Below are 25,465 nucleotides of genomic sequence, written 5' to 3' on the forward strand. Positions count from 1 at the left end.
TTTGCTTGCCCCAAGGAAGATACGCCGAAACAAATCCAGTCGGTCTGGGGCGTATTATTCGCTTGAGCAACTGTGACGGCCGAAAAATGTACTCAGGCTTAAAAAGGCTAGATAGCATCAACATCGACTGCTTTTAAGTAGGGCTTCCGCGTTCGTTGAAGAAATCGGTCTTTCCAACGCAAAATGGGTGCTTCCAGGTAATGGTAACTGAAAATTGCCATCAGAAACGTCAATGCAATCTGTAGCGGGAAGCTTCGAAGAATTGGAAATGTTTCAGGAGGACCAAGGAAGAGCTGCTGCCAAAGGTAAAGCCCATACGAATAGCGTCCAAGCATGACCCACGGGCTTATTATCCAGTTTTGATCGTGCCTAATAAAACTTGCCGCGTAAATTAACACGACGCCAAGAAGTACTATTGGTAAATCACCCACAGGCAGAGGTGGATTCAGCATGGAATCAAGATAGGTCACTAATACCAACACCGCACTCAAAAAGATTGTAAATATCAACGGCGAAATTGGCAGTACCCAGCGCCAACGAACCGTGGATAATAACGCTAGTCCGCTGCCCCATAGCAGCGTATCCGCGCGAAAGTCGGTTCGCATGTATAGCTTACCTTCGTCGGCAAGTCCGGCCTGCCAAGCAATCAAACGCCAAAGCGGAACGACGAAAATCAGTAAGACAATTGCTGAGCCAATCAATTGACGCCGGCGAAGTAGTACTAAGCAAGTTGGCCAGATGACATAAAACTGCTCCTCAATGGAGAGCGACCACAGATGCGATGTTTCGTGACCACTACTGAATATATTTCGAACATACAACAAAGACGCTGCGAACCCATGCCATGGTAAGTGTGGTAGTACCTCGGATATCCACGCCACAAATACGACAATTAAATACAGCCACATCGCTGGCAAAAGCCTTGCCGCGCGTCGACTATAAAACAACATCACATCTAGGTTGCCGAATCTTTCCTGTTCCCTTAAAAGCAATCGTGTAATAAGAAAACCACTGAGGACAAAGAAAATCGAAACCCCAGTCTCTCCGCATCCTTTCCCGAAAGAAAAGAATGGACTTGGCAATGGTCGGAAAATCAACAAGTGCGACAGAAGCACGAAAGCGATCGCAAGCCCACGTAGTGCATCTAGCCCAACGAGGTGACTTGAGTCTCGCGTCTCTGAATCTAATATCACTAACGACTTTTCCTGCCAATCACTAACAAATTATCTGACAGAGTTCTGGGCATGAACTTGCTGATTGTTTTCGGCCAATGAGTGGATGTACTCGGTATTCGCCCACTAAGGCTGTATCGAATCGTTGGATCTGTTATCTCGCATTCTTGTGCAATGCGAATCAAATCAATCTCCAACAATGCAGTAATATGTGCCGGATAACTGGAGTCGGTGAACGCATTGAACTGACCCTTGACCAAAAGAGTCAGCTTGCTAAGAAGACTAAGCTGATTGGGCGTTGTGATAATGATGAGTCCGCCCGGTTTACAAATTCGAACCAACTCACGTGCAAACGCTCTGGGGTTCTCAAGGTGCTCAATCGTCTCAACTCCGACAACGACGTCAGCGGTGTCGTTTGGCAAAGACGCTCGTCCGCTATCCAGGTCAATGGTGTGAAACTCACATTGCTCGGGCAGGCCGTCGTATCTCAGCACATCCACTCCGATGTATCGATCAAAGTCGGATGAGATGTACTGCCATAAACTGCCTCGCCCACATCCCACGTCAGCGATGACTCCCCGACACGAGTGCTGGTCACGCAGCTCTCGGCGGACCATTTTGTAGATTGCCGCCCCGCTGGTCCCCTGACTTTGGGTCGCACGATCTTCAACGTTGTATTGAGTCACGGATATATGGTTCTGATGCAGGGTTGCTCGCAAATAGCTTCCGGATTTTGACCGTCATGATTGCTCGCATCATGATAGACAACCGTCATCAAACAAGCATTCATGAGCCAGAAATCCAGCCCTGCCTGCCCAATGAACGGAACGTAGCTAAAAGTATTTGCAAGTATGCTTATGTCGTAAGCCAGGACGGCCATCGACAAAATGCCAATCAATCCACGCTGTGAAAGCGCAAGGCGATAAGCGAAAAGGCAACAGGACACTATGGCGGTGTAATATGCCAGCAATAACGGCACGCCCCCATCAAATACCCATCCTGTAGGCTGGATCTCTGCCCACAATGATCTGGAACTGCCCCTTGAACTATCACCGAAATACAAATTCACCATTCCCCAACGCCCCAGACCAGCCCCCAGCGGAAAGTCAGGAATATGACTAACAATCGTCTCTTCGAGAAATTTGCCACGGTGCTGATAGTATATCGAACGAGCTGAACCTTCCATCAGGCTCACAACTCTTGCTGATACCTGTTTACCGCCGATGGAGAAAGCTAGAACCGTACCAAGCACTGCTAAGACCGAGAGGGTGGTGGCAAGAGTGATCGCTTTCGCAGCCTCGCCTCGCAGAACGAACATGCCAATCAATACGAGTTCGCAGATACCCGCAAGGACTAGCATGGAGCGAACTTGGGTAATGTAGATGCAAAATAAACCGGCAATGATTCCAAGGATCAGGATTGATTTTATCCTTTTGTTTTCGGTGATAAATAGAAAGCATGACCCCAACAGGATCGTATAAAACCCGCTGCGACAAGCACCGCCGGGGGTGTCGGTGAGTCCCATCGGACGATAGATTCGCGTTCCGTTCGCAAGCGTGATTCGGAGTCCATCGGCAAACTTGTTGTGAGCGGTTGTGACTTCGGACTGTCGGCTGAATGTTGCCGGTCGCACGACCTCCAGAACGCCATAGGCTGTACTGAGAAGCTGAAAAGCCAATGTCCACGCAAGAACCAGTTTGAGGTCAACCACTCGCAATCGCATTTTGCTGACCCAAAACACCGGCGCGATGATCGCAAAGTTTAAACCAATAGCCGCTATTCCCGCCAGCATGGAGTCGGTTTCCGGATGGAGTAATCCCAGCGTCATAACGGCTATGATTAGAACCGCATTGGTGGTGACGGGGAGTCGGCGTTGCTTTCCGCGTCGCGCGAAAATCATAGCGATCGAAAAAGCAAACAATCCAACACGGAGATACGTTCGTATCGGAAATAGAAATCCTGGAATCAATGCTACCTGAAGTAGAGATGTGACGATTACGAAGCCTACTAGCCACTTAAAATCTCCACTTGCAGGCTGTGTTGATCGTCCATGCGGTTGGGGCGCTGTCGAATCGCTGTACGCCGTTCGTGACGGTGTTGGACTTCGTATGCTTGACTGCATGTCTAAGCCAAATCCATGCTAGCGGCGCGACTCATCACGGCATGATATGCCGTTAATTGCTTTTGGGGGTCGCAGATCTCGCTCGCTCGCGACGGCCCCGCATTTCCAAAAATTGTCCTGTCGTCGACATTGTCTATTAAACGTTCAAGGGCGTTGGCCAATTGGCCTCCGTTGGTTACTTCAACTTTAATCCCACATGTTGAGTTAACAATCTCAGCTCCACCACCAATATCGCAGGTGACAACCGGTAAGCCAGCGGCAAGTGCTTCAACGAATACGATTCCAAACGGTTCGGCCCCTGTGTTCGGCTGACAAAATACATCGGCAGCAGCCATCAACTCCGGTACATCACTACGGTGTCCCACAAAACGAACACGGTCGGCAATTCCCATAGTGACTGCTAATTCGATCAACTCTTCTTGATAGACGCGTTCCGATTCTCGTTGGACTCCACCAACAATCCAGGCTGTCCAACGATCGTCGCCTTTTAGCTGGCCCAAAGACTCCAGCAATTTCCAGGCCCCCTTCCATCGTTCCATTCGGCTGACTTGCAAAATGACCACATTGGAGGTATCGGTCACCAATTCAGCACAGAGTCGTTCACGACAGGTTGCTCGGTGTCCGACTGGCCTGCGTTCGATGGGACAGTAAACTACCTCTTTTGGAGAAGTCGGAAACACTTTATCGCAGTATTTCGCTGTGTAGTGGCTATTGGCAATGATTTGGTCTGGCTGTACGCGACTTGCTTTGGCATCGATACTTGAAATGGTAACGTGAGCGTCATGGACAAAGTGAATCAACCGCGTTGTCGAACGGTCAATGGCTTGTGCAAAGACTGCATGGGGCCAACAGGCGTGCGTTGCAACGCAATCAAAATGGTTTGCCGCCAAAAGGTGACGAAGCTTTCGTTGCGCCTTCCAGACCGTCCATGGCCTGCTTAATCGGACAGCACCGAAGTCGTGGACCGTTACTCCGGCATTAACCAAGTCGTCCCACAACCGTCCTCGAAAGCAAAGGCCAAATTCGGGTTGCATCTCAGGGCATAGATCGCGGCATCGTGCCAGTGTGACCAAAAGGGTTTCGATCCCGCCGTAGAGATTCCCAGCATAGAGATGGAGCACTCTCATTTGGCGATGCACAATCCAGATAGTTTTTGGTTGTCTTGAAGTCCACCCCGCAATCGTGACCTCTGCACGAGTAAACCCCATGCGACCAGCAGTTCGGCGAGGTAAGTTCTGTCTTGGCCGCAAAACCCAGCGAAACTAGCAGTTTTCGCCGATATCATTTGAGTACCAGCGGGGCGGGCTGCGGATCAGGCTGTCCAGACGCGACGTTTTCGCTCAACCCTAAAAGAGTATTGTAAAGACTCATCGTTGAGGTAACCATCGGCTCGAGTGAAAACAACTCAGATGCACGCATAGAGGCGCCTTCGGAAAGCGATTGCCGCAGTCGGGGTTGTGAATGAATTTGACTAGCGGCTTTTGCCAAGGCGATCGCGTCAGCGACCGGCACCGTCAATCCTGACTCACCATGTTTGCTTACCCACGAAACGCCCGAGCCGGCGATGCTGGTATTGATGACTGGACAACCACAGGCCATCGCTTCGATTTGGACAAAACCAAATGCTTCGCTGCGCATCACGCTGGGAAACCATAACGCGGTTGCTGCTTGGTAAGCGCCAATCAACTCCTCCTGCGACAAACGTTCGAGCCATTCAATCCGATCCGATACACCGAGTTCACACGCGAGCAATTGCAATGACGGTCGCAGCGGGCCAGATCCAACAATAATCAATCGCCCAGGGCACATGGCGAGAGCGCGTATCGCGTGTTCAAATCCTTTGTAGTAGACCAATCTGCCAATACACAGCCAAACGGGTTCCCCAGCGGCCTTTTCGCGTACACCTTTAGCGTAGGCAATGGATGCTGAAGGAGGATTGATGTAGGTATCAAGGTCCAGGCCAAAAGGGATTACCTGCGTGCGTGCTCGGTATTCACTCAACACTGGCGAGGCGACCGCGTACGCTTCGGTGGCAACGATGAAACGATCGACTTTTGAGAAAACCACATTTTCGATAAGCCTAAATGGAACGCGAAGCCATTGCTGTTTCACAATATCGCTGTGGTATGTCACAACGAGTGGGATTTTCTTTTTTACGCATGCCAGAGCAACCGTAAATGCGGGATTTGGCACATGCAAGTGAAGGATGTCGAAATTTTCACACGCATGGCGAACGAATTTCGTTAGCCCACGGCAAAAGTCATATCGAGCGAGTGTTCCGAATTTGCCGAATCGCTCAATATGCACACCGTTGTCCGTCTCAATATTTTTTGCGGTACGCGACAGGCGATGACACCAAACATCGTTTCCTAGACCGTCAAGATGATTGACACACGCGACCGTAACATCCATCCCTTGCTGGAACTGTCCCCGTGCAAGAGTTTGAACGTGTGTTTCTATACCACCATTAAAAGGATCGTAGTATTTCGCTAAGTGACAGACTCGTGTCATTTGTTGGTATGTTAAGTTTAGCCAGCTACTTGATTTTCTCAGACATCAATTCGTCGTAAACTTATCCCTGCTGCTTGCCTTAAATTGGATGATTTGTTACGGACTTCGTCCACTTGGGTGACATCGGACGATTCCCCTTATAGTTGCTGCCATCAGCACATTCTCGTGAAAAGATGCCAACTCGGTTGGAGGCATTCTGGCTTGTCGTCAGCATTATCTCCACCTTTTTACATGGAAAATGCTTTAGATTTTATTGTCGGCGTAGCTATATGCCCGTTTTTTCCAAAGATTGAATTGGGCATGGTTGAGGACACTGCTAACCCGAGTTCAACTTTAAGAGTGAATTGCGTAAAGTGCTGCAAGTATGGGGGGGTACGAAAATAGCTTCCGGTTTGCCCTCAATGAAAACCCGTGGTTTCCATCGTCTAGGGTCGGTTTGACCGTTTTTCCTGACTCACAGCGAAGAACTCGATCCCGCTTTTGCGGCGGTTTGAATGTTGAAAAGCCCAGTGCAGCACGTTTCTGAATCATCGCGGTTTTCTAGGTATCTAATGAACGCATCTCAACTCCAACCGCAATTCTGCTGCCAACTCAGTTTGACCGGCGTTAGCCAATACGTCGCGCCATGCGATTGCTTTGGTTGCGAAACTCTTCGGATCGCGGCATGTGGAAAAACAGACTCTGATTAAATTGGCAGATTAGTTCCCGTACAATGCGTTCCGCCAGCCAAGATCGGCGGTCGCTTTGCCTTGCCTTGCCTGCTCCATTCACGCACTCGCTCGACCGATGCTTGGCAAAGTCGCGAGAATTACAATTCGGTATCGTTGAGAATCGAAATCGGTTGTTGCTGCTCTGCGGAACAGGGCGAACGTCCGTCGATCATTTCACAATTTAGATGGTAGATTTTCGAAAAAACGCCCGGCGATCGATTCCAAATGAGATTGACAAATGAACTGGTGAATTCGCTGAGCAAAGATGACCTCGACAATGGCGGCGTTGTTCACGGACGGCAATCCAACGACCACAAGAAGTCCGTTTCAGGCAAACTGAACCGGGCTTTTTCATTTTTAGATAGGACTGTGCCTAAGACGTAAATTTTGGCCCATTCGCCAAATCATCATTCAACTCATATAACGCATTTTGGTTAGCAATTTAGCAATCGGCGATATTGTGCGAGAAGCCAAAAGCTAACAGCAGTCCATCATGTAATATGACGCAAAAACGCTCTCAATTTAGCTCGGTGGGCGCTTCTTCGTCATTCCGAGTGCGGCGCAAAGCGGATAAGCGTGTTAGTCAGTCCATTGAGCGAAATGAGCTCAACATAGTTTTGCGTTCAACTGCGGCCCAGAATGAGAGATGTCGCTGAGTGACATTTGTGACGCCGGCGAAACATCGTTCGTCAGCATTCTCGGCTTGGGATGGCAAAAACCATGTTCCGATAGGGCCGATAAATGTTCTGATAAGCAAAAAAAGTCAGATTCATCCTTCGCCTTGTAAGTTGTTACCGCGTAACGACTTGTGGTATGTAATCCGTGGCAGGGAAAAAGAAAAAGACGGATTCCCGTGTCCTCCGCTTTCATAAGACGCCCCGTAAAACCAAGTGTTTTACGGGGCGTTTTTTTTTGGCACTAGTTGGGTAACCGTTGGCCAGGCCGGATCGCGGGTAATGTGAGGGGGGTTAAAAAAACTCCGAGACTGCTCCCAAAACTCCCCCTTCAGATTTGTTTCCCCCACATTTGCTTTCCCGTTGCTGCTGGTTGCTACATCGATCTCGCATCGCAGGCTTCCTCTGCACAGTCTGGCGCCTCGCCGCAGTGGCCCTCGTCTCGTGTCAATTTCTTACGAGCAGCCATCCATCGGATATGCTGACTAAAGCCAACGAATTACGAATGCTTCCTTGCCAACTTGAAGGTGCCTGCAATGAAAACGTGTCTCCAGGCCTTGCTATGTTTGATGGTCACCACGGGGTTGAGCCTCGGCGCACCGCCAAACCATGACCATGAACGAAGTAACGCATCCGAACGACGTGACGACGACACTGCTTTCGACGAGGCTGTCGATGCGCAGCCGAAACTGCTGCGAATTTCAGGGCGATTTGATGGAAGTGGGCGGATCACCTTTAGCCGCGATGAGGTGCGTTACGTACACAAACACTGGGCACGACCAAATCGCGTCCTTTTCGATGGTGAGCCTTGGACCAAATTGAATCGGACTCCCGCAGCATGGCGAGATTTCGGAGATCGATTGGATCTGTCGAAGGCATGGATCGTTAAACGTCAAGGTCGAGACGTGATCGCACTCGAACACACTCCAGACGGTTTCGACATTTACTTCAGTGACTCACCAAACGGAGCGGCTGACTACGCCGTGACACTCGCCATCCCGCGACGAAACTGAAAGCAACACAACTAGGCTTCAAATATCCTCTTCCTTTTCTCGCCCGCGACTTTCATTGCAGTCACTTCCGCGCTTTTGAAGTTGCGATATTCGATGTGATCCGAGGCAACGGCCCAGCAATTCATTAGTCTTTTCGGCCCCAGGCTCGTTGGTCAGGGCCAGGTGAACTTCCGGGACTTCCCCCCTAATCATCAGAGCTGGGGCCAGCCAGGTGGTCATTCAGGTAATCGGTAAGCACCGAGTAGAAATGCCGCACGGTATTCGTCCCCTCGTTAATGGCATGAGAGCGCGCGGGATAGGGCATCACAGAAAACCGTTTGTCTTCTGCGATCAATTCATTGATCAAATACTCGGTCCCTTGATAGTGCCCGTTGTCATCACCGGTACCATGGACAATGAGTAAATTCCCTTCGAGTTGACTTGCATAGGTGATGGGCGACCCTAGCCGGTAGCCTTCCGCATTGTCATCTGGCAATCCCATGTATCGCTCCTGATAGATGGAATCGTAAAGCAATTGATTGGCATTGGGGGCGACCGCAATGGCGGTGGAGTAAAGCTCTGGATAACGGAAGATCGCATTGAGACTCATGCTGCCCCCACCACTCCACCCCCAGACACCGACTCGCTTGGAATCCAGATAACTCCACTTGGCCAACAATCCCCGTACGGCGGCGGCCTGCTCCTCCGGCGCAATCATGCCGATCTTTCGATAAATGCATTTTCTCCAATCGCGACCGCGTGGCGATCGGGTTCCTCGATTGTCGATACTGACGACGACGTAGCCTTGCTGTGCCAGCATCGCGTGCCAAAGACCACGTGCCCCTTGCCACACATCTTTAACCGTTTGCCCGTGCGGCTCTCCGTAAACGTGAACCAACAGTGGGTACTTCTTCGTTTCATCCAATTGAGGCGGTTTCAAACACCATGCATCCAGCTGTAGCCCATCACCGATATCGACACGGAAAAATTCCGATGTCGGTGCGTTCAATTCGGCGAGTCGATCTCGCAGTTTGGCGTTGTCATGCAACACCCGAACCGGGCTGTGATCCTCAAGTTTAATCAGCTTGACCACCGGTGGTATGTTGAACGTCGAGTAAGTATGCACAGCCCATCGACAATCATCAGAGATCGCGTAGGTGTGCCACCCCGGTTGATCTGCGGGTGACAATCGCTCGAGATCAGAACCATCTAGCCTTACTCGATAGAGATAGCACTGAGTAGGGTTCTCAGGTGAAGCAGCGAAGTAAAGCCAACCGGCCTTCACATCAATGGCCTCGATTTGCAGGACGTCATAATCGCCGTCCGTTATCTTGGTCACTTGTTGCCCATCGCGGCTGACGCGATAGGCATGTCGCCACCCATCACGTTCGCTCAACCAAACATATGCGTTGCCATTGTCGATCCATCGCACGGGATTTTCGTTTTCTAACCAAGTGGTTTCCGTTTCAGTGAAGACGGTTTGTGTCTTTCCATTTTCGGCATTGGCAAGCATCACGCGATTGGTGTTTTGCAAGCGATTCATCTGCTGAAGCAAAATTTGGTGGCCGTCGGGCGTCCATTCCATCTGCGGCAAATAGTGTTCGCGAGCGTGTCCGGGCACGTCGAGCCAAGTGACGCTTCCGCTGTCAATCCGGACGACTCCCGAACGAGTGGCAGAGTTCGTCTGACCGACTTTGGGATACGGGAAAGACGTGATTTCTGGGTAAATGCCGCGGGTGTTGTCAATTAAATGAAACCGCCCGACGCCGGTGGTGTCGAATTGCCAAAACGCAATCGTTTCCCCATCAGGACTCCAGCGGTAAGCATCCCGAATTGCCAATTCTTCTTCGTTGACCCAATCCGAGGTACCATTGATCGTCTCGGTTGATCCGTCATGCGTTAGTTGAGAAATCTGAAGACTGTCTATTTCCTGGACGAACAAGTTGTTGTTGCAAACGTACGCCACGCGGCGATTGTCAGGAGAGAACTTAGCGAACATCAGAGTCGAAGGTGCTGCGTCGCCACCGAGTTGATCCAGTTTTTGGGTAGCGACATCCAATACCCAATAGTCGCCACGCGTGTTGCGTCGCCAGACCCGTTTGCTGTTGGTGAAGATCAACAGTTTCGATTCATCGGCGGAAAACTGAAAGCCATCAATCGCAAGTGGCGTCTTAGTCTCGTTAGGAATCAAAGCCTCCGCAGGCACGACTGTCTGCTTTGTGCCATCGGCAATGTCGACTTGGATCACGTCGACACCGTCCTCGATTTCCTCTGACTTCTCAAGCGTGAAGTAGGAGTCGGACCTCCCGCTCCAGATTAGAGCCGGCGGCTGGTCCTCAGACAACTCATCCGAGCCGACGATTTGATCTAATGACAATGTAGACATATTGACGCCAGGTTCGCTTGTAGATTGATCGGGTAAATGATTGGCCGCAGAATGCGAGGTGTCGATCTGTTGCCCACTGGCCTGGAGCATGCCAATCGCTAAGAGCGATCCGAGCATATTGCCCGCGACACAAAGGCACCGCTTTGCCGTATGCAGTGAAGTCGCATTCATCCAATGAGTGCCTCGATGACAACACATCCCGAACATCGAAAGGGAAAGCCACTTTCGCATCATTTGCGTTCTCTCAACATTACATAATTGCAAAATGTGTAAATACATAGGTCTCATGTGCAGATGCCGTTTCGCCTCGGCAAACTGCAGTCGTCGCTGCAACAGGTTACTCAAGCATCACGACGCCGAGTTAAGGAAAATAACAGTTGTGCGCAAATTGTTCGCATCACAATCGTTTGATGCAAATACCACGAATCTTGAGTTGTTAACCCTGTTCACAAATCTAAAAGTCTTCAACCGGGGCATCTACAAGAGGTCGCTGCGTATGACGCTTGTTTTCATTGTCCAACAGGCCAGTAGCGCCAATCTGGCGTTGGCCGTTCGAACAACTTGTTAAGCCAGAGAGCAAGTGGACGCCAATTGCGGGAGTGGATCGTAGGGCCGGTTTCTACCGGCCACGGACGCTGAATAGTGGCTCCAACAGTTAGAAATCGAAACCGGCCGGTGGGAACCGGCCCTACCTCTTTGTGCCCCAAAATTTCTTTCGCCCGAATGGGTAAATCGCATGGGGCTTTCGTTTTTGACGGCGATCAATCAAAATGAGTTGTATGAGTGAACCTTTTAAAATTGATCCGACTCTTTCTGCGGACGAACTGCATCGCCAAATCGATTTGGCCTGCGAGCGGATGGAACAGACGTACGACAACGGATTTTATTCCAAAGTCAATGTGGTCCGACATTGGTCTAAACACAATCCCGAATTGTCGGGCAAGATAGCGCGTCCCAGCGCATTGCGTTGGTACCTGCGCCGAGAACTGCTCAAATTAGCCCAGCTCGGAGCGGAAATCACTATCACCCAGTCTCGTCCGCGCGTCGATCTGAATTCACCGAAGTTGCTGGAGATGATTGACGAATCAGAGTTTGATCTCACTGCCAAAAAAGTTTTTTTGTTCGGACCCGAGCGATGTGAATTATCGATCGAACGCCTGGAGCACTACACGGGGACGCGGGCGGAGGATTTTCAGCGTTTCGTATTGTTGACGAACTACCAGATGCACATGGACGCATTTGTGGAGCAGTTTCCCTATTGCGTTGGATCGTCTCGATCCGATGTACAAATGCCGGCGCTGCATCATCGTGATGTCGGCAATCAAGGCATCAGCATCGTCAATATTGGCGTCGGGCCATCGAACGCCAAGAACCTGACCGACCACTTAGCGGTGCTTCGACCGGACGCGATGTTGATGGTGGGGCACTGTGCTGGCGTGCGAAACCACCAAGACATCGGAGACTTTGTGTTGGCGACAGGTTACATGCGGGCGGATTACTTGCTCGATGAATTGTTGCCGCCATCGGTGCCGATTACTCCCAGTTTCCTGTTGAACCGCGCGCTCGCCCAGGTACTCGATCAACGAGGATTGCGTTATCGAATTGGTGCGGTGTATACGACCGCGGATCGCAACTGGGAATTGATGTTGCGGAGGACGAAGGAACATTTACGGGTCAGCCGCAGCATCGCGGTCGACATGGAATCGGCAACAGTCGCCGCGAATGGGTTTCGCTATCGGATTCCCCACGCAACCCTGTTGTGCGTGTCAGACAAGCCGCTGCACGGAAAGCCAAAACTGCCCAGTGACGCAGTCGCGTTTTACAACGAGACAAAGAAACACCATTTGTCCGTCGCGATGGAGGCCATCGGGATAATCAAACGAGAGCATCCAGAGGGTCTACCGAACACGGAAATTCGAGCACCGGGCGAACCGCTGCTCGGTGGCCCCGGAACAGAGTGAGCGATGCTCTGTGCCAACATATTGCTAAACGATGGTGCAGTTGATGCGGCTGTGAAAGGAACGTCTCCGAGAAGAAATGCGATGGCCCATCCCAACCGGATCAATCATCATGATGAAAGTCATCCAGGGGAAAATTTTGTGAGTGTTTTTGTACCGGTCTGTTTGCGATGAGCCACCCTTTTTCGCAGCCCGATTCCTCGATCGAGTCCAAACACGGGCGATCAAGTGGTTTTCAAACAACCGACTGGAGTGCTTTAGCCAATCTGAATACGCCGGAGTTTGCCGAAGCGCTTGCCAAACTATGTCAGCAGTATTGGTATCCCGTGTATGCGTTCATACGGCGCCGTGCGGGGACCACGCACCGAGCCGAAGACTTGACACAAGCGTTTTTTTGCAAAGTCATTTCGTTGCGAACGTTTCGGATGGCCGATCGCGAGCGGGGACGGTTTCGCGCATTCTTGCTGACCTCAGTCAAGAACTTTCTGGCGTCGGAGTTTGAAGCCAGCCAAGCGCAGAAACGTGGCGGTGATCGAGATTTTGTTCCGTTCGATTTTGCCATTGCCGATCAAATCTATCTTCGAAACCGATCTCGCCAACCGACGCCCGACAACGAATTCGATCGGGCTTGGGCGTTGTCGCTGATCGAACACGCAATTGAACGTTTGCGAAGCGAATATGATCGACAAGGCGATCGACTGCGATTCGATCTTTTGAAACCGAGTCTGCGATCAATGAGTTTAGACTATCCTGAGATCGCCTCTCAATTGGAGATTTCGGAGGCTGCAGTGCGGCAAGCGGCGTCGAGATTCCGCCGAAGCTATGGCCAACAACTTCGCCTCGAAATTGCTGCGACTTTGGCGGATGATGAAAGCATCGACACTGAAATCGACTGGATTCTTGAAGTATTGCGGGAAACTTAAAATTTCCGGATTTCTGGTCACACAGCTGTTTAGTTCCGGTAGTTCTCTATGACGATGTATTTTGCAAAACCCATTCGAAACGCAGTGCGAGAGAACCGATGACTGAATCACCAACCTGCCAGAGCTGCGGCGCGACGTTAGCTGCGGGAGTTGAGTTCGAATTTTGCCCGGCGTGCCTTGCGAAAGAAGCGAAATCTGCCGCACCAGACAGTGCTGACATGGATGCAACGACCACGGGGCATCCCTCGAATCCGTCTGGATTCGTCGCTCCAACTCCCGAAGAATTAAACGCACTGCTGCCTGGGATCGAAGTGATCGAGCTGATCGGACGCGGTGGAATGGGGGCCGTGTACCGAGGCCGACAATCGAGTTTGGATCGCAACGTCGCCATCAAGGTCTTGCCCCGCGAATCCAACAACTCCAGCCAACTTGGAGAACGTTTTCAACGAGAGGCCCAAACGCTCGCCAAACTTCATCACGCCAACATCGTCTCGGTGTTTGATTTTGGTCAAGCTGACGGGCTGTTTTATATCGTGATGGAATACGTCGACGGGGTGACGCTACGCGAAATGATCAACGCAGGAAACGTGACAGCCGAAGAAGCGTTGCAGCTCGTTCCGGTGATCTGCGATGCGTTGCAATTTGCGCACAGCCACGGAGTCGTCCACCGCGACATCAAACCTGAAAACATTCTGGTCACTCGGGATGGTCAGGTGAAGATCGCTGATTTTGGGCTCGCCAAGATTGTGCGGTCGGCAGAAGAAACCGTGTCACAATTGGAACTGACCGGAACGCAGCAAATCATGGGAACGGCCAAGTACATGGCGCCAGAGCAGATGTCGACGACCAAAACGGTGGACCATCGCGCGGACATCTATTCACTTGGCGTGGTTTTCTACGAACTTTTAACCGGAGAAGTTCCGATGGGATGGTTTCAACCTCCGTCCCAAAAAGTTTCCGTTGATGTGCGTCTGGATGAAGTTGTGCTCCGCACACTAGAATCCGAGCCGCAGAGACGCTATCAGCAGGCAAGCGAAATCCGTACGGCAATCGAGAAATATCAACTCGATTCAAAAACGTCCGACAGTGCATCGCACGTCTCCAACGCGGCTGGACCATCCGGCGAAATTCGACTCCATAAATTGCTCGATGAAACCGAAACCAAATACCGCACGCAGCACACGATCACAACGGTGCTGGGCTTGCTCGGTTTTCCTTTGCTCGCGCTCGCAACGTTCAATTGGCAACCCATTGTTGCTGTAGTGTGTGCACTCGCTGCGGTGGCATCGTTCGTCTATTCGATTCGCATCAAACGCAAATTAGTCTTTCGAGCCACCTACAAGGGACACGAAATTGTTTTGGACAACAGTGGCACGTTTGCAGAAAAGCTGTATCTCGATGACGGTCTTGTTCGCACAGGCGGATTTGGCACGAAGATGGAATTTCGCACCAAAATCAAAGCAGGTGATGGAATCGGCGACGAAATCATTATCTGGTTCGACGCCGGTGTCTGGTCGGTCCGATGTCGAATCGAAGCGGAAGAAAGCATGAGTTCCAGAGCATAGTGATGTAGCCAAGTACGGCCGGTTCCCACCGGCCACGGGTGTTGGATCGTGGGTCCGTGGGCCACGGGAGGCGGCCGGTGGGAACCGGCCCTACCTCCACTGGCCTGAAGACGCCTGTGAAACTTTAGCGGTTATGCCGAATGCACCGGCCAAATAGCAAGTTTTATTAATTTGCTGCTGCTTACCCCAAACGAGTGGCAAGGGTTGTACCGATTCTAAGTGTGATTCTGTATGTCCCGATGCTATGACTGGAATCGTATTTTTCTATTATCCGGCGGCCAACTCTGGAATATCACGATGCGTCAAGCCCTCAACATTTCCAAGATCCTGCTGATCGCTTGTGCTGTGACCGTTTCGGCGACATGCACCTACGCTCAACATTGTGACTCGAGTTGCGATGACTTTGCCGAGGCAGTTTGTGATGGCTGTGACAGCAGCGGCTGTGCGGACTGTTGCAACATCTGTTCAGTCCCGCAGTGGACCGCAACGGCCAGCGCTCTGTTCTTGCACCGTGAAGATCCGAACTCCGCAATCCTTGGTTTCAACATTGCCGATCCGACCGAGTCCTTCAATGCAGGCGATCTAGAGTTCGACTATCAGACTGGCTTCGATCTGACCCTGACCCGAAGTATAGCGAATTCAAACGCGATTGAATTGCGATACTTTGGTGTCGATCACTGGAATGCGTCGGGTACAGTCGCGACGACGACCAATGACCCGTTGCAGTTCAATGCGGCCGTTCCCGTTGTCGTCAATGCAGGCGAAGCCGTTCGTGCCAGCTACACTTCTGCGCTGCACAACAGCGAATTCAATTTGCGACATTCATGCTTCGAATCGCTCGATTTACTAATCGGCTTCCGCTACATGGAATTGAACGAACGGGGCAGTGCCGGACTTGTCAACGCTGCGATTCCGTTCAATTACGATGCCTCGATTGCAAATCGTTTGTACGGCGGCCAGCTAGGCGTTCAGGCTTTGTTGTTCAAGGCCGATCGAATTTCGTTGGACGCGATCATGAAAGCGGGTGTCTATGGCAACCATGCATCGCAATCGTCGTCTGTCGCAACCAATGCAGCAACACTGACGGCTCGTGGCAGTGACGACCCGACCTCGTTCATCGGTGAAATAGGATTGACGGGGAAAGCGTGGTTGACTGACAACCTTGCCGTTCGCAGTGGGTACCAACTGCTGTGGGTCGAAAATGTCGCGTTGGCAACGGAACAGTTGGCCGTCACCGACTTCTTCAGTGGTACTGGAGTTACCGCATCCGGCAACGTGTTCTATCACGGAGCGTTTGTTGGAATGGAACTGATGTTTTAACGTCTAAGCGACAATTGGCATCCGATTCATTGATTCTTACGAGGGCTGAAACGCGAGCGAGTAAGCAACTCGATATTGCATCTTGTTAAAACGATCCTTCTCCGGGGATCTTCCACAGCATCCACTACGTCTATCGCTGTCGCAATCGATCATCCGCCAACATTTGCAGCAGATCATCGTCCAAGTCGTCGTCCAGGTCATCAGCGAACCCGATTCCGCTCGTCATTGGACTGAGCGTGATCGCCTCGGCACTGGCAACGCTTTGTCGATTCACGTGATTGATGATCGTCAGCGCGTCTAATGCCGAGACTCGTCCGTCACGATTGGCATCGTAGTTTCGGCTAGGACGACCGATCGACTCACTTTCACCGCTTGCCTTCAATAGCGGCAATCGGTTGACGACCAACAGAGCATCCATCACGGTGACCCTCCCGTCGCCGCTGATGTCCAAACTGGATAGTACCGTCAGCACGTTGCTGACCTGGACGGTGGGAAGCATCTCGAACGCTTGAAATCGCAAGTTGCTTTGGACTTGCTCAGCCGTCAGGTTGAACGGGATTTGGGCAATGCCATCGATGTTGGCCACGCGAATCATCGGCACCGATGGATCGGCAATATCGACCGTTGCGTTGTACTTGCTGAAGAAATGGCTGCCTGGCTGAGTACCAATGACGAAGGCGACGAAGGCCCCTGGTGTCGCACACGAATACGTCAACATATTCTCGCCGACGACCAGCGGAGCACTAGTCAAACAACCCGCCTTTTCGTCCAACATTCCCGTGATTGTCACAACGTCGGTGAAACGCTGAGTAGTAGTCGTCGTGATCGTAGTAGTGATGTTCAATTGCCCCGAAAGCACCGTGATGGTATCGGGGTTGTTAATATCTCCTGTAAATACAGTACCGGGTGTTTCCGAAAAAGTCACCTCCGTATTCGTCCCAACGGTTTGACCATCGTCACGCCTTGTGACAGTGATATTGATCGAATTCGCATTGACGTCAGCCACGATCAGTGCCGTCCGAATTGCGGCTTCGTCGTTCAGATCGACACCCTCAAGCACGTTCGCGTTGAGGCCTGGAACGTTGAGGTTCGCTGCTCTCGAAACTACCTCTGCTGATTTGGCGACGTTGACTGTTTCACGGTTCAGCACGCCGCTGGCTTCCCGCGAGATCGATGTCGCAACGCTGGCAGAATTGTTAGCTGGGTTCGCGTCAAACTGGTCAATCGCAGCCAACATCGCCGAGCCAGCGATCACGTCGTTGCCAGCCGTTGCAGTGGCAGAGACCGCCAACGTGAAAGTCAGCGTCGCACTGGCACCGCTGCTCAGTGTTCCCAGATTCCAGATCGAACCTGCGAAACTTCCGCTACTTGCCACCGCCGATTCGATCGTGACACCACTCGGCAAGGTCAGCGTGCTGTTGATCGTGATGCCCGTTGCTGTTTCAGTACCAAGATTATTCACCCGAACAACGTAAGTCAGACTTCCAGCACTGGAAGTGATGTTCACGGGGTCGACGGACTCGGAGATCGTGATCGAGATATCGACTTCGGGTGAAATCGCTTCCGCTGTAAAAATCTCGGAGCTGCCGTCTTGATTCTGACCATCCAGATTCCGCATCGAACTGAATGCAATTTTCTTTCCGCTGGCGGACACCGATGCGTGCAACGAGTCGTCCGCTCCGGCCAAATTGATAATCGGCAAGAACATATCCAACGGAACCTGATACAAATACAGTTCGCCGTCGTTCTCTCCGTTACCGCCGGTCAAATCGCGATCGGACTCAAACACAATGATTGTCCCGTCATCGCTGATCTGGGGACGGCGGTTTGCACCGCCCAATGTATCGGTGAATTGCGTGAACACAGGCACGGCAGGGTTCGACAGATTGACCAGGAAGATCTCGCGGTTGCCATCTGCGTTTTCGCCGGTGAGGTCACGATCCGACTCGAACGCGATCAACGTTCCATCCAAGTTTGCTGATGGGTTCTCGCCCCCAGTGCCGCCTGTTGTCTTGGTGATTTGCGTCAATGTCTTTGTCGTGATGTCAAAGACGAACAGTTCCCGATTTGCATCGGTGTTGTTCCCTGATTCATTCCCCGTGGATGCCAAGGCCACCATCGATCCGTTGCCGCTGATGACCACACCCGATGCATCGCCGCTGTCACTTTGCGTGATCGATGAGATCGATGGCGCCGCGGTCGGACTGAGCGTCGCGAGGAAGGCAGCACGATTCCCCTGGGTGCTTGAAACGTAAACGACTCGCCGACCATCATGGCTGATCGAAGGGTCTGAACTCACGGTTGCCGGATTTTGGCTGTGAGTGACTTGCAACAACTCCTCTGTGATGGCGTCGTAAACAAAGATCTCGCGACTACCGTCTTCGTTGGTATCGAGTGTATTGAAATCCATATCATTCGAATCGAACGCGATGAAGGTTCCATCAAAGTTCGCGTCTGGATTTCCGATCGTCGATCCGGTGAAGGGCAGCACCGTCACGAGTGGAGTCACTTTCCCCGTCGCTAGATCCAAGCGGGCTAGTTTTGAATCTCGTATACCAAATACACCTTCTCCTCCGTTGGTCACAAAGAAAATGGCAGTTCCGTCCCCGCTGTACGACGGCGCAGAACTGTTCTCGGGCGTTTGCTCTATCTCTGCAATTTGAGTAATCGTATCGCCCGTGGTGTAAAAGACTTCAGGATTTCCGTCGAGGTTTTCACCCGTCAGATTTGCAGTCGAACTGAAGGCGATTCGCGAACCATCACGATTCACGAACGCAAAAAGACTCGCTCCGACCGTCACGTTCGTAAGGTTTGTCTTGGTCTTCGACGCGACATCCAGTACTACGACGTTGCTGAAATTCGCATCATCCGAAGGAACCTCCACCAGTACGATGGTTGTCCCATCACCGCTAATCTCAATGGTTCCGACGGTGCCAGGAAGCGTCAGCAGTTGGCTGATCGGCTGTGACGCATTCTCGTCGTAGAGAACCACGGTTGATTCAGAATCACCGTCAAAGAGGATTGCGATTCGCTTTCCGTCATCACTGATGGCGATATCGTCGCTCCGCAGTTGATCAACATTAGTATCAGTTAGCAGCTGGAACGTTTTCGCGGCGATATCGTAGGCAAAAAGCTCTTCGCTTCGATCGGAATTACCACCGGAAAACTCATCGCTCGAAACCATGGCGATGCGAGTCCCATCACCGCTGATCACAGCATCGAATGCCGAGTTGATTCCGCTGGTGCCGCCGGTGACTTGAATCAACATCGACGTTTCGGTGTCGAACAAGAACACTTCCGTTTTGTTGCCTGCATTATCGCCCGTCACATCGGAATTGGATTGAAAAACGATCTTCGTCCCGTCGTTGCTAAAGCTGAGGCTCTGTGCCGTGGTCAACTCGAATCCTGAACTGTCTTTGCCGCTTTCGGTGTTGGTGATCTGAGTGAAGCGAGGCGATCCGGTTGCCGTGAGATCGACTAAGAACAATTCCTCGTTTCCATCTGCATTTTCGCCAGCGAAGTCACCGTTGGAAACAAACAGGATTCGAGATCCATTCGCATTCGTGACGGGTGGTTGAATGACTATGTTGACATTGGCTGTGACATCCGTGACTTGAATGACCTGGTTCGATGGAATGTCGAACACAAACAACTCGAAGGATTTATCGGCATTATTTCCAGTGCGGTCCAAGTTCGAAATGAATACGATTCGTTGACCATCGTCACTGATATCCGTCGCGAGATTTAGCCCTGCGACGGTCCTCGTAGACGGTCCGTCGACGATCACCGTGTTGCGATGGTCCAGTGGGGTCATTGTGGAGTCGTTGACGAAGCGAGTCGTCGGATCATCCGAAAGGACATCGTCAAAGTTGCTGCCGCTGATTCTGGCTTGATTCGCAACACTACCGGTCAACGTGGCGGTCGCAGGATTGACTTGGGCGTGAAACCTCACCGTGACACTCGTGCCAGCCGCGATCGTGCCAACATTGATCGGGAAAGCTGCATTCGCGACGTTCGGATTCACTGAAACCGATCCGGGAACGAGCGACATGTTCGGATCCAAGATGTCCGCAACAACCACGTTCAGGGCGTCACCACTACCGTCGTTTCGGACTGTCAGAAGATACTCAATGGTTTCACCAGGATTCGCGGTTCCTGTGCCGTCGTCGTTGATAATTTTGTCAGAGATCGTTGCGTGGATCTCAGGCGGTGCAGTGACAAGGCCGTTCAGAGTAGCCTTTGCGAACACGTCGTCCGAGTTTTTAGCAGTGACGTCCAATGCGAACTCACCGACAAAGTCAGCAGGCAGCGTGAGTTCTAAATCGGACGGCGGCAAATCCGCAAACGTCCATTCGCTGCCGTTTGCGTTGGATGTCCCGCCGGATAGCTTGCTTCCCGCCGGTAAATTGGAAATCATGATCGACTGAATCGCAGCACCGCCCGATTCGACGACTTGGATTGGCAAATCGATTGACGCCCCCTTCGTTCCGGTCAATGTGGTTAAAGGAGTGTTCGTCACGACCACGTTCGCGCCATCGGTCGTAATGGAGATCTCGTTGACCGCATCGCTGCCAGCGTTGGCGTCGGCGGCGGACTTCTGGGCTGCTTTGGCAACGGCATCCAATCCATTTTTCGCCACTGCGGAAGCGGCTGACTCCATATCGCTTACCGCTGTCGCAATGCCGCCACCGCCACTCGCTTCCGCATTGCTCACGGAGGACGTGGCAGCATTGGATGTCGCTGACGAAGCCGTCGTCGAATTGGCTGTGGCAGTCGAGTTGCTGCTCGCGATCGCTGTCGAATTTGAACCACCTTCGGCTGACGCGCTCGCCGAACTCGCGGTATTCGACGTTGCCTCGGATGCCGAACCCTGCTCACCCAACGCGAGTGCGTCCGAGCCATCAGTCGCCGTCGCCGTCGCTCCTGAGCCATCGACCGCGACAGCATTTGAGATGCTATTGCTTAGCGAATTCGCACTGCTGACCGAATCCGTCTTGCCAAACGCAGTCGCGGAACTGGTCCCATCGGCTGTAGCAATTGAAACTGATCGCTCCGCCGCACTGGCGGTCGCGTTGGATGTCACCTTGGCGACGGCCGTAGCATTGCTGTCGTCATCGGCTGTGGCTTCCGCCGCAGAACCCTCTTCGGCGGTGGCACTCGCGTCCGACTTCTTCGATGCCGTTGCAGATGCTGCCGAATTATCGTTCGCAATTGCCGTCGCTTCGCTCTCGTCACTGGCGTCTGTAGAGGCGACTGAATTCCCTCGTGCTGTCGACGTTGCGTTGGAATTCTTGGAAGCGGAGGCAATCGACGTTGACCCGTTCGTTGAGGTGGCGTTTGCAGTGGAAGCATCCACCGCAACCGCCTCGGCGATCGTCAGCATGTCTCCTTGGAACTGTTGTATACTCAGTTCACCCTTTGCAATGTCAACGCTGCCCAGCGTATCGGAGACATCGTCAACTCCGCTGATCGAAGCATCCATCGTTGCTTTGCCTGCTGCGGCAACGGCGGTTGCCTTGACCTCTCGGTCAACGACAGTCGCTCCTAGAAAGTGGAAGCCGACAGCATCGTATTGACCCGCCGCAGCCGAAACCGTGAATGTCAAAACTCCTGTGTCGTCTTTCTTGCCGTCACTAACGGTGAAGTTGATGACAACATTCGCAGTTTGACTCGCCATTAGACCGGCAAACGCACTCGCGGTCGTATCGATCGTGAACGCTCCAGCGGGGCCGCTGCCAGGCGTGTAGATAAATCCGGCATCCGCGATCGAGCCGACTGTTGATCCTCCGATGGTCACCGCACCGAACGTGACGGAATTCGATGTCAGCACGCTGTCAACATCCGTACCGAACTCTGAAATGAGGTTCACTGCATCAATGCTCACGAGCGTCCCCTTTGGAACGTTGCCGACCGGGAAGTCCGTCGCAACCGGAGCGATACCCGCGGGCCCATTCTGAACCGCGATCGATGTCGGATCAGTCGTTCCTTCGAGTGCCGGATCATCCGTAGGAACATCAGCAAAGTTGTTTCCGCTGATCGTTGCTTGGTTGGTGATCTGGGTGACGCCGTTTGGCAAGGTGTCGTTGACTCGAACGGAGTAAGTCACCGTGACCACGCCGTTCGCTGGAATCGAACCGAAACCAATTTCCAACTTTTGCCCGCCGTTGCTGCCGACGGTGATAGTGCCTTGGCTAGTTGAAACAGAGCCAGGAACGATCATTGTATTGGCGTCCATGGTTTGAGAGTAAAGCACCGCATCGGCATCGGCATCGGTCCCCACACTTAGCGTCGTCGTGTATTTGAGCGTATCACCGGGATCGAGCTTGCCATCGTTGTCGACGTCGACCGAGATTGCATCCGTCATTAATGCGGTAACCATCGCCGGGTCCGTTCCCAGGCGAATGAGTTCACGACCGGCCGGTATTGAAAATCCGCCTTCGCCACCCGCGCTGAACAGCAACCGTCCAGCAACCTGTTGAAAACCGCGAGGATAGGAGCCACCGCGACCGGGGAAAATATCCTCGACCAACATCGTCCCCGCGTCGGTGCCATCGCTTTTCCAAAGCTCATTACCGCTCGTTCCATCGTTTCCGCCAAAATACAGGTTGCCTTCGAAAATCGGGGCGGCATTCACAGAACGACCAATGTAAAACGCTCCGCTATCGGGTCCCGGTTGAATGTCTTTGACTAGAATCGTTCCGGCCGTTGTCCCATCGGTTTTCCAAAGTTCGCTGCCGTTGTCAACCGTCTGAGCGCTGAACAGAACGGTGTTCCCAATCGAACCCGCGAACCGTGGCGAAGACGAAACAGATCCGGGATTAATGTCTTTGACCAACACGGTTCCCGCTTCGGTGCCATCGGACTTCCAGAGTTCGATGCCGTTGACGCCGTCGTCGGCTGCCAAGTAAAGCGTACCCGCTTCAACGAACAACGCACCGAAGCTCGCCAATGAGTCAGCGGCAGTGCCGTTGATGTTCTTTACCAACTCGGTTCCCGCCTCCGTCCCATCCGTCTTCCACAGCTCACGACCTTCGACGCCTTTCGCAGAAAAGAACAGTGATTCCCCAAAGACAACGAAGTCGCTGGGGTTCGAGTCACCTGAACGGAAATCTTTGACAAGCACGGTGCCTTCGGCGGTTCCATTGGTCTTCCAAAGTTCATCGCCGCGGACGCCGTCATTAGCCGAGAAGAACAGCTCGCCATTGAATCGTCCGCTACCCAGGTCCGACGTGAAGATCTCGCTGCTTGCACTTCCCGAACGAATGTTCTTGAGCAACGTGGTCCCGATTTCTGTCCCGTCGCTGATCCACAATTCATCGCCATTGACTCCGTCGTTTGCGGAGAAAATCAACTTGCCGTTCAGCTCGGCAAACGCATGCGGGTAGGAACCGTCGGTGCCGCCCAAGATGTCTTTGACGAGCAGCGTCCCAGCATCAGTGCCGTCTGTTTTCCATAGTTCTCCGCCGTGTTCATCATCTCGTGCCGTAAAGAAAACGAGATCTCCGACGGTTGTTGGACTGCTTGGGAACGAACCACCGTCGTCGCGAATGTTTTTCACGACCGTGGTGCCGCTGCGAGTGCCATCGGACTTCACCAACTCGAAATCATTGCCAATGTCTGCCCGGAAAAAGATCTGTCCGTTGAGTTCTGCCACTGCATTGGAATACAGGGCTGGCCGCGAGTCTCGCGTCGAGATAGTGTCGATGTCCTTCACCATCGCCGTGCCAGTCGCTGATCCATCGGACTTCCACAACTCGACCCCATTTCCGTCTTCGGCAGGAAACAATAGTTGATCTCCAAATGCCATACCAACGGATCGGAAGTCGAGACCGGACGCTGGCCCTGGATTAATATCGCGAACCACTTGCGTTCCGGCTTCGGTACCATCGCTCTTCCAAAGTTCGCCTCCGTTGTCACCATCGACAGCAGAAAAGAAAGCGGTGCCGCCAACGTCCACAATGAAGCGGATGAAAGCGGAAAGTGGCGTTCCGCTTAGGCCATTTCCCGGTCGAATATCCTCGACTAATAGTGTTCCACTATCCGTTCCGTCGCTCACCCAAAGTTCTTCGCCGGTTGTTCCATCGTCGGCTTCGAAGAACAGTTTATTGCCGACAGCGGTAAAGAGTGGACTTAAGGTCAGTCCGTCGCCGCTGGGATTGATGTCTTTGACTCGTACCGTGCCGGTCGGCAATCCGTCGCTCTTGTACAATTCCCTTCCGCCCGGTCCCACGGCCGCAAAGAACAGCGTACCGCCGACGTCGGTTAGCGAAATTGGACCGGATGAAGCGTTACCCGGAGCGATTTCCAGAAGCTGCGTCCCTGCGGCCGTGCCATCGGTTCGAAACAACTCGATACCGCTTGTACCATTGTTACCCGTGAAGTAGGCGAATGATCCCGAGACAGTCAATTTTCCAAAAAAGCCGCTCGCCGGATTACCGGGTGAAATCTCTCCCGTTCGAATGTCGGCCACCATGGATGTGCCGGCGTCAGTGCCATCGGTTTTCCACAATTCGAGGCCGTTGACGCCATCGGTTGCACCAAACAAAACGACATCTCCGAAGCTAGCAATGAAGCCAGGAGAATTGAACTGACCGCCATCCGGGTTCAGATCGCGGAGCATTGTTGTACCGGCTTCCGTACCATCGCTTGTCCACAACTCCTGGCCATGAACGCCATCGTCCGCGAAGAAATACAACAGCCCTCGATGTGACGTGAAATTAGATAGGTCGATATCTCTCGAAAGATTGTTGCCAGGAAAGATGTCTTTTACTAAGACTGTTCCGGACTCGGTGCCATCGCTCTTCCATAGCTCGAATCCGTGGACGCCATCATCCGCACCAAAAAAGAGCGTGCCGTCGACATCCGCACTCTGGCTGAAGAAGGTCTGAATCGAAGCTTGCGATCCAGGAAAAATATCCTTCACGAGCACCGTGCCAGCATCGGTACCGTCCGTCTTCCAAAGTTCTGTTCCGTGGATGCCATCGTGGGCAGCGAAGAAGGCTTGGTCGCCAACCACTATTTGCGAGTAGGGTTCCGAGCCAGCACCAATCTGATTGATGTCGATGATCGTGACGCCTGTCAACATTGCGCGCAATTCCAGTCGTTCGATCGATCGACGATTGTTCCGAACCC

Annotated in this window: 12 protein-coding genes; 5 read left to right on the top strand and 7 right to left on the bottom strand. The window is 52.4% G+C overall.

Features of this window, described 5'->3' with window-relative positions; all coding sequences use genetic code 11:
* Positions 1–107: 107 nt before the first annotated feature.
* The 5 genes from SH528x_RS27465 to SH528x_RS27485 form a co-directional block, all read right to left on the bottom strand.
* Positions 108–1,193, bottom strand: a complete 1,086-nt coding sequence (locus tag SH528x_RS27465; RefSeq protein ID WP_442506638.1) for an acyltransferase family protein — start codon at positions 1,191–1,193, stop codon at positions 108–110.
* Positions 1,193–1,858, bottom strand: coding sequence for a class I SAM-dependent methyltransferase (locus tag SH528x_RS27470; protein ID WP_442506639.1), 666 nt, complete (start codon positions 1,856–1,858; stop codon positions 1,193–1,195). The genes SH528x_RS27465 and SH528x_RS27470 overlap by 1 nt, the downstream gene beginning before the upstream one ends.
* Entirely contained in the window at positions 1,855–3,093 is a 1,239-nt protein-coding gene (locus tag SH528x_RS27475) for a hypothetical protein (protein ID WP_442506640.1), read from the bottom strand. The genes SH528x_RS27470 and SH528x_RS27475 overlap by 4 nt, the downstream gene beginning before the upstream one ends.
* 203 nt (positions 3,094–3,296) lie before the next feature.
* Positions 3,297–4,421, bottom strand: a complete 1,125-nt coding sequence (locus SH528x_RS27480; protein WP_442506641.1) for a glycosyltransferase family 4 protein — start codon at positions 4,419–4,421, stop codon at positions 3,297–3,299.
* Between the two features lie 154 nt (positions 4,422–4,575).
* Positions 4,576–5,805 carry a glycosyltransferase gene (locus tag SH528x_RS27485; protein ID WP_442506642.1) on the bottom strand — a complete coding sequence of 410 codons (1,230 nt, stop codon included), beginning with the start codon at positions 5,803–5,805 and terminating at the stop codon, positions 4,576–4,578.
* 1,920 nt (positions 5,806–7,725) lie between these two features.
* Between SH528x_RS27485 and SH528x_RS27490 the strand changes: the two genes are divergently transcribed.
* Positions 7,726–8,202 (top strand): hypothetical protein, encoded by a 477-nt coding sequence (locus tag SH528x_RS27490; RefSeq protein ID WP_442506643.1) that lies wholly within the window; start codon positions 7,726–7,728, stop codon positions 8,200–8,202.
* 184 nt (positions 8,203–8,386) lie between these two features.
* Here the strand turns inward: SH528x_RS27490 and SH528x_RS27495 are convergent, their stop codons facing one another.
* Positions 8,387–10,801 (bottom strand): S9 family peptidase, encoded by a 2,415-nt coding sequence (locus tag SH528x_RS27495; RefSeq protein ID WP_442506644.1) that lies wholly within the window; start codon positions 10,799–10,801, stop codon positions 8,387–8,389.
* A gap of 545 nt (positions 10,802–11,346) precedes the next feature.
* On the opposite strand from SH528x_RS27495, the gene SH528x_RS27500 reads away from it, so the two are divergent.
* The 4 genes from SH528x_RS27500 (at position 11,347) to SH528x_RS27515 (ending at position 16,333) form a co-directional block, all read left to right on the top strand.
* On the top strand, positions 11,347–12,528 hold the full coding sequence (locus SH528x_RS27500; protein WP_442506645.1) for a phosphorylase family protein: 1,182 nt from the start codon (positions 11,347–11,349) through the stop codon (positions 12,526–12,528).
* A gap of 167 nt (positions 12,529–12,695) precedes the next feature.
* Positions 12,696–13,448, top strand: a complete 753-nt coding sequence (locus SH528x_RS27505; RefSeq protein WP_442506646.1) for an RNA polymerase sigma factor — start codon at positions 12,696–12,698, stop codon at positions 13,446–13,448.
* A 98-nt stretch (positions 13,449–13,546) separates the two neighbouring features.
* A complete protein-coding gene (locus SH528x_RS27510; protein ID WP_442506647.1) occupies positions 13,547–15,013 on the top strand; it encodes a serine/threonine protein kinase in 1,467 nt (488 codons plus the stop codon).
* A gap of 297 nt (positions 15,014–15,310) precedes the next feature.
* Complete coding sequence (locus tag SH528x_RS27515) at positions 15,311–16,333, top strand: BBP7 family outer membrane beta-barrel protein (RefSeq protein ID WP_442506648.1); 1,023 nt, start codon at positions 15,311–15,313, stop codon at positions 16,331–16,333.
* A 130-nt stretch (positions 16,334–16,463) separates the two neighbouring features.
* On the opposite strand, the gene SH528x_RS27520 is transcribed toward SH528x_RS27515, so the two are convergent.
* Positions 16,464–25,418 carry an ELWxxDGT repeat protein gene (locus tag SH528x_RS27520; RefSeq protein WP_442506649.1) on the bottom strand — a complete coding sequence of 2,985 codons (8,955 nt, stop codon included), beginning with the start codon at positions 25,416–25,418 and terminating at the stop codon, positions 16,464–16,466.
* Between the last annotated feature and the right edge of the window lie 47 nt (positions 25,419–25,465).

This window comes from Novipirellula methanifontis (assembly GCF_052161655.1).
GTDB lineage: Bacteria > Planctomycetota > Planctomycetia > Pirellulales > Pirellulaceae > Novipirellula.